The sequence below is a fragment of the Porcipelethomonas ammoniilytica genome (genome assembly GCF_025567485.1).
Taxonomy (GTDB): domain Bacteria; phylum Bacillota; class Clostridia; order Oscillospirales; family Ruminococcaceae; genus Porcipelethomonas; species Porcipelethomonas ammoniilytica.
In genome coordinates this window covers 1-6888 of record NZ_JAOQKH010000034.1, presented here as the reverse complement: position 1 = coordinate 6888, position 6888 = coordinate 1, and the positions used below count along the sequence as shown (strand labels likewise).

Genomic DNA, 6888 nt, shown 5'->3' with positions numbered 1-6888 from the left:
GTTTGGGGAGATCTCTTGATAGACGGGCATAATCGCTATGAAATTTGCCAAAAACATGGGATTACATATAAAACCGTTAATAAAGATTTTGAATCAGATGAAGAAGCTGAGCGGTGGATCATATTAAATCAGTTCGGAAGAAGAAATCTTACAAAATTTCAGCGGAGCGAGCTTGCCTTGAAATTGAAACCTATGCTTGCGGCACAGGCTAAGAAGAGACAAGGTAAGCGGAACGATCTTAACATTCCGCAGAATTCTGCGGAATGTTCAAAGAATGGTGAAACCCGGGAAGATATAGCTAAAATAGCAGGAGTGTCAAGAGATACGATTAGCAAAGTGTCTGTGATACAAGAAAAAGGCTCTCCGGAGCAAATCCAAAGAGCCAGAACAGGCGGTAAGGGGAACACTGTAAACGCTATATATCATGAAATAACAACTAAGTCGAAAGAGACTAAGGTTTGTAACAAATGCGGTAATGAAAAGCCCGCCGATGAATTCTATGCAGGTAAAAATGTTTGTAAACAATGCCGCAACAAGCAGAAGAGAATGGCAAAACCTATAACAGATTTTAAAGGAGACGTAACTGCAACTATGGATGACAAAATAAAAAATGCAGATGTAGACAGTATCATTAATAGTTTGTACGATACAAATACACCGGTTGAATTAACATCTGATGATCTGGCAGAAGATATTTTGTGTGTAGTATCAAATTTCGCTGGTGATATTGACAGATGTATAGAGGAATATGACGTAACAATAACAGAAGAAAACGGTAAAAAAATAAAGGCTGCTCTGGAGAAAGCAGAAGCAGCAATACAAAAAATGAAAGGAAATATTAACTATGAATAATTATAACACAAAATTTAAGTATTGTCAACTAAATGCCAGACTTTTGGTAGTAGACAAGGCATATCAAAGAGAAATCCAGCAGGACAGAGTAAAGAGAATAGTTGCTAATTTTAATCCTGCGCTAGTCAATCCAATAAAGGTGTCTCACAGAGACGGAAGATACTATGTTTTTGACGGTCAGCATACCCTTGCGTCATTAAGGATGCAAAATCATAGTCCAAGTTTGATGGTTGACTGTAAGGTTTATGAGGGACTTACCCAAGAAGATGAAGCCAGACTGTTCGCTGAACAAAACGGAATATCCCGTGCAGTTGAAAGCATTGCAAAGTTTAAAGCTTTATATGCTGCAGGAGATGTAGATGTGGTTGAAATGGTAAGATTAGTTGAGTGCAGTGGATTTTATATGGATTTTTCTAAATCTAAAAAGATTAACCGTATTACTGCGGTAGCCAAAACATATAAAGTATTTAAAGCCGTTTCATCGTCTGATTTTATAGAAATATTATCATTAATAAAAGAGTCATGGGAGGGTATACCGGAAAGCCTGAACACTGAAATAATCGGTGGTATGTATCTGTTTTATAAAACCTATAAAGGTGAATATAAAAGAAAAACATTGGTAACGCAGCTATCAAAAGTAAGCCCTGCAATAATCATAAGAGAGGGAAAGGCGTTTTCAAATGGAGGTGATGCACGTTTTGCAAGACAGATATTAAATATTTATAACAAAAATTTAAGAACCAACAGGTTAGACGACAAAATTTAAAACCAAGGAGGAAAGAAATGAAGCAATTGAAGAAGGGGTCAGGGTATGAGGAAACAAGCGTTGCATTCGATATATTAGGTCAACCGAAACGTAGCAGTAACCCAGACTACATACCTAGCGATGCAGAGTACAACGCACTGAGGGAAGTTTGCCCATGGTTGACAAATATGGGGAAACAAGTGAGAGTTGACAGAGCAGTTAAAAAATTTATTTAAGAAAAGAGGAATAAAAAATGAAAGGGTATAAAGGATTTGAGCCAGGGCTGATATGCCGAGGCAAACAGTACGCAGAAAATACAGTATTTGAGGAAGAAGAAGCAAAAATATGCAGTTGTGGAATGCATTTTTGTGAAAACCCGTTTGATGTATTGGATTATTATGGTTTCACAAATGATAATGGCGATTTCAATGAGTTTGCAGAGGTTGAAGCATTAGATGAAGAAAAAACTAATGATAACAGAAAATTCTGCACTAAAAAACTGAAAATAGGTGCAAAGCTGTCAATATCAAAATTTATAAATGCCTGTGTTGATTTTGCTATAGAAAAAACATCAACATGTATTGCTGATAATAAAATAAGCAGCGGAGATTCTGCACGGATAGGCAGTAGCGGATATTTTGCGCAGATAGGCAGTAGCGGAGATTTTGCACAGATAGGCAGTAGCGGAGATTCTGCACGGATAGGCAGTAGCGGAGATTCTGCACGGATAGGCAGTAGCGGAAATTCTGCGCAGATAGGCAGTAGCGGATATTTTGCGCAGATAGGCAGTAGCGGAGATTCTGCACAGATAGGCAGTAGCGGAAATTCTGCACGGATAGGCAGTAGCGGAGATTCTGCACAGATAGGCAGTAGCGGAGATTCTGCACGGATAGGCAGCAGCGGAAATTTTGCAAAGATAGGCAGTAGCGGAAAAGATTGCGTTATCTGCTGCGCCGGTCACAATTCAGTCGTGAAAGCCAAAAAAGGCAGCTGGATTACGCTGGCTGAATGGGAATATTCTGAGGAAAAGGAACGTTATATTCCAAAATGCGTAAAAACGGAATTTGTGGACGGCGAACGAATTAAGGAAGATACGTTATATAAACTGATAGACGGTGAGTTTGTTGAGGTATAAAAAAACCGCCTGCCCTGAGGCAACAGGGACAGGCAAAAGAAAAAATTTAAACAAATAAATGATAGCATGAAATAGAGGAAATGTCAAGGAGGAAAGGTAATTAAAATGTACAGAGGGAAAACCCATACAGTATATGGAATAGCATATTTTAATGATGTCATATACAGTTCGATTTTTTACGAAAATGAGGACGATGCGGAACAGTTTGTAAATGACGGTATAGGCGAAAAAATTATAAAAGTACATTTGTCAGACGAATCATATAAAGTGTTAAAGAGAAAAGGAGTTATAAGATGAGCTGCATTTACGATTATGACAGTCCTTGCGAGTGTGATATTGAAGCATGCAGAACCTGTTATAAAAATCCGGACAAGCCGGAACCCGATATTGATTTAATGAGAGATTTGGAAAGGGAGGAAAAATAGTATGGCTGATTTTTCAGATGGCGTAAAGGAATACATTGAAGCAGAAGGAAAAATAAGAAATTTCTTTCCGGTAGACTGGAAAGGTAATAAGGATATTAGCTGTTTTCAATGCGATTTTTTCAATCGAAACAGTGGATTATGTTTAATAACAAAAGAGGTAACGCCATATCCTCAAAAGTTTACGGGACGTATTTGTCCATTTAATGAGGCGACAAGAAAGGAAGAGTAAAATGGACAGTTTTTTTAAAAGAGTGTCGGCTATACAAGCTGAACTTAAAGCGCCTAAGAATCAGTATAACGCCTTTGGTAGATATAATTACCGCAGTTGCGAAGATATACTCGAAGCTGCTAAACCGCTATGTCAGAAATATAGCGTTGTACTTAATATTTCAGACAAAATTATTAACTTAAACGAAAGATACTATGTTGAAGCAACAGTAACACTGTTTGATATGGAAAGTAATGCAATGTTATGCAGTACGGCGAGCGCTCGTGAAGCGTTGACTAAAAAGGGTATGGACGATTCACAAATAACCGGAACAGCGTCAAGCTATGCAAGAAAATATGCATTAAACGGACTGTTTAATATTGATGATACCAAGGACGCAGATACAAACGAATACAAAGAAGAAAGTGCTGAAAAAATAATTTGTCCTAAATGCGGCAATGAAGTAAAAAGTCAGAAGTCAACTGACGGTACAACTGTAAGAACCATTACACCAAAAGAAGTATATGATGGCTGTGGTGGCATGTGTTATAGTTGTTATAAAAAAGCAAAGGAGAACAAATAAATGTACAGTAAATTACAAGACGGTAGTTTCATTATCAGCGGTTACGTTCCCAGAGATGCTGAACTTAAGACCGTTGGAGAAAAAAAGTCCAGCCTTTGTCGCTGGAGTGTAAAAGTAGGCGAAAAGAAAAACGGCGATGAAAAGGAGGCAATATGGACAAACTGTCAGGCATGGCACAATTTGGCTAGATGTGCTGCTGCAATAAAAAAAGGTGATACTGTTCTTTGTGTCGGTAAAATTGAAATAAATCAAGGAAACGACGGCAGAGAATATAAAAATCTGGTTTGCGAATTTGTATCAATAGTCAAAAGTGTTCCAAAGCCTGAAACAATTGTACCGGATCCTGCAAACGAATCGCTCGGCGATTTATCCGACTATGAAGAAATCCTGGATGATGGAGACGTACCGTTTTAAGTTACAATTTGATTACAAAATAAAGTTAATTGCATATTTTAATGCAAATTCAGCAGTGAATCTGTCCATTAGTGAGGGGGTGTTAATATAACACAGGAACAAATAGACGCCGTTAATTTTGAAGAAGCTGAAATCGAATCTATAAAAGGCATAATTGAACATATTGCTTATTTTGACGAAAATAATGAAGAAAGAAAACAAACGTTAAGTAAACTGCGTGAAAAAGCGGCAAAAAGTGAAATGCTGAAAATATTTGACCGTATATTATTTGATTTTAAAGCAAGCAACTGCGAATATCTTGCACAGAATCAAATTGATATGTCTTATGATTATTGTCTGGAAGATTATTCGACTACAGCCCCGTACGAGGAAATAAGCAGATATACAGACCCTTTTGAGAAAACGGTTCAGCTGGAAAGTGCAGCAATAAAAGCTAAAAAGGTAGGTTTTACAAGTTTCAAGAAGGCATATAACAATTATGAAAAATCTCTGCGATTAATAAAAGTAAAACCCAATATAAGCCTATCGCATCCAACGGATTTTCCGATGCAGCCCATAGAGCTGGAAGCCGGAGAATGGGACTGCGACGCCGAGGGTGTTTCAAAAACCACTATGAGCAATCATGAGATTGCGTGCCTGCATCCGATCATGCCGACAGAACGTCTCGTGAATATTGATACGGGTGAAGAAAAGCTTAAAATAGCGTACTTCAAGGGCAAATATTGGCGTGAGATCATAATAGGCAAAAAAGAGCTGTTTGATGCTTCAAAAGTAATCCAGTTAGCGGCAGTAGGAGTGTCAGTCACTTCAAAAAGTGCAAAGCTTTTGTCTGAATATTTATGCAGTATTGAAGCGTTGAATTACGATTCTTTGCCGGAACGTGAAAGTGTATCAAGACTTGGTTACATAGGAGACGGAAGAAATTTTTCACCTTATGTTGACGGACTTGTTTTTGACGGAGACGCAAATTACAGTACTATTTATAATGCGATCAAGGAACACGGAGATTTTGCAAAATGGAGAGAAACCGCAATCAAATGTCGACACGCTAATATAACAGCGCAGATAATGCTTGCGGCAAGCTTTGCAAGCGCACTGATAAAAAAAATCGGAGGACTGTGCTTTTTTGTTCATTTGTGGGGAGTAGAATCCGGAACAGGTAAAACTGTTGCGCTTATGCTTGCGGCGTCGGTGTGGGGAAATCCTGCAATCGGACAGTACGTCCAGACGTTTAACGCAACACAAGTAGGGCACGAAAAAACAGCGGCATTTTTAAACAATATACCGATGTGTATAGACGAGCTGCAATTGTCCAAGGACAGTCACGGCAGAAGTAAATTTGACGTATATCAGCTGTCTCAGGGAGTAGGACGTACAAGAGGTACAAAATCGGGAGGAATAGATAAGACCCCCGTATGGGATCTATGCATACTGACTACAGGAGAATCGCCGTTAACGTCCGATAATTCGGGCGCAGGAGCGGTAAACCGTGTAATTGACATTGAGTGTAAAGCAAAGGACGCCGTAATAAAAAACGGCATGGAAGTTACTCAAAGCATTAAAATGAATTACGGTCATGCAGGAAGAATTTTTATTGAAAGTCTCAACGATGATGTTATAGCCGAAGCCAAGGAGTTGTACAGCAAATATTACAAGGAGCTATCCTCCGGAAGTACGACTGAAAAACAGGCAATGGCGGCGGCAATGCTGCTTACAGCGGACGAGCTTGCAGACAGGTTTGTTTTTAAAACCGAAAAACATCTGACGGTCAGTCAGATATCAGAATTTTTGAAAAGCAAAGCGTCTGTTTCAGCCGGAGAACGAGGTTATAGCTATATGTGCGACTGGGTTGCGATGAATTCCAACAAATTCCGAGCTGACAATGAAAATTCAGACGTATACGGTGTTATTCTTGACAACTGGGCGTACATAAACGGAGCGGTTTTCCGCAAGGCCGTCAAGGACGCAGGATTTGACGACAGGGCGTTGCTTTCGTGGCTTAAAACTAACGGATTGATTTTGACAAGAGGGCGCAACATGACACGTGGTAAACGTATTAACGGCGTTAATGTGGAATGCGTTGTAATGAAACTTCCGGTGGGTGAAGACGAAATAAATATTGAAGATTATGAAGATTTACTGTAATAAGGGACATGTGAGGGACTAAAAAAGGCAAAATGAGGGACATGTATATTAAGCTTAAAGCACGTATTTACGTAATTTACAAAGCTTGTGGGACTGTGGGACATTTTCCCCCTATATATAAGATATATATCAAAATATATTATAATTTCCCCGTTTCAATAATAAAAAATTTTTCTGACGAAACAATGCGCGATTTTGTCCCACAGTCCCACAACACGTTATAAACCACATAAATATGAGGTTTACAAAGTGGGACAACCGTCCCTCGATGTACCGCATGTCCCATACAAAGGAGTGATAAAAAGTTGTGATACAATTAAGAGATTATCAGATTGAATGTATTGATATTCTTGACAATAAAGGTCAGGGACGTTACCTTGT

At 38.8% G+C, this 6888-nt stretch carries 9 protein-coding genes and 1 pseudogene; all 10 read left to right on the top strand.

Annotated features, from left to right (window positions below; genetic code table 11):
* Window positions 1-852, top strand: a pseudogene (locus OCV67_RS12540) (hypothetical protein); the annotation flags it as partial.
* A complete protein-coding gene (locus OCV67_RS12535) occupies window positions 845-1618 on the top strand; it encodes a DUF6551 family protein (RefSeq protein ID WP_147644285.1) in 774 nt (257 codons plus the stop codon). The pseudogene OCV67_RS12540 and the gene OCV67_RS12535, both read left to right, overlap by 8 nt.
* A 17-nt stretch (window positions 1619-1635) precedes the next feature.
* Window positions 1636-1833 carry a hypothetical protein gene (locus OCV67_RS12530; RefSeq protein WP_147644284.1) on the top strand — a complete coding sequence of 66 codons (198 nt, stop codon included), beginning with the start codon at window positions 1636-1638 and terminating at the stop codon, window positions 1831-1833.
* A gap of 17 nt (window positions 1834-1850) precedes the next feature.
* Complete coding sequence (locus OCV67_RS12525) at window positions 1851-2732, top strand: DUF7666 domain-containing protein (protein WP_147644283.1); 882 nt, start codon at window positions 1851-1853, stop codon at window positions 2730-2732.
* Window positions 2733-2837: 105 nt separating this feature from the next.
* Window positions 2838-3029, top strand: coding sequence for a hypothetical protein (locus tag OCV67_RS12520; protein WP_147644282.1), 192 nt, complete (start codon window positions 2838-2840; stop codon window positions 3027-3029).
* Window positions 3026-3157 carry a hypothetical protein gene (locus OCV67_RS12515; RefSeq protein WP_262644454.1) on the top strand — a complete coding sequence of 44 codons (132 nt, stop codon included), beginning with the start codon at window positions 3026-3028 and terminating at the stop codon, window positions 3155-3157. The genes OCV67_RS12520 and OCV67_RS12515 overlap by 4 nt, the downstream gene beginning before the upstream one ends.
* A 1-nt stretch (window position 3158) precedes the next feature.
* Window positions 3159-3386, top strand: coding sequence for a hypothetical protein (locus OCV67_RS12510; RefSeq protein WP_147644281.1), 228 nt, complete (start codon window positions 3159-3161; stop codon window positions 3384-3386).
* 1 nt (window position 3387) lies between these two features.
* Window positions 3388-3948, top strand: coding sequence for an ERF family protein (locus OCV67_RS12505; protein ID WP_178085152.1), 561 nt, complete (start codon window positions 3388-3390; stop codon window positions 3946-3948).
* Complete coding sequence (locus tag OCV67_RS12500; protein WP_147644279.1) at window positions 3949-4362, top strand: single-stranded DNA-binding protein; 414 nt, start codon at window positions 3949-3951, stop codon at window positions 4360-4362.
* Between the two features lie 240 nt (window positions 4363-4602).
* On the top strand, window positions 4603-6507 hold the full coding sequence (locus tag OCV67_RS12495; RefSeq protein WP_147644278.1) for a DUF927 domain-containing protein: 1905 nt from the start codon (window positions 4603-4605) through the stop codon (window positions 6505-6507).
* Window positions 6508-6888: the final 381 nt, after the last annotated feature.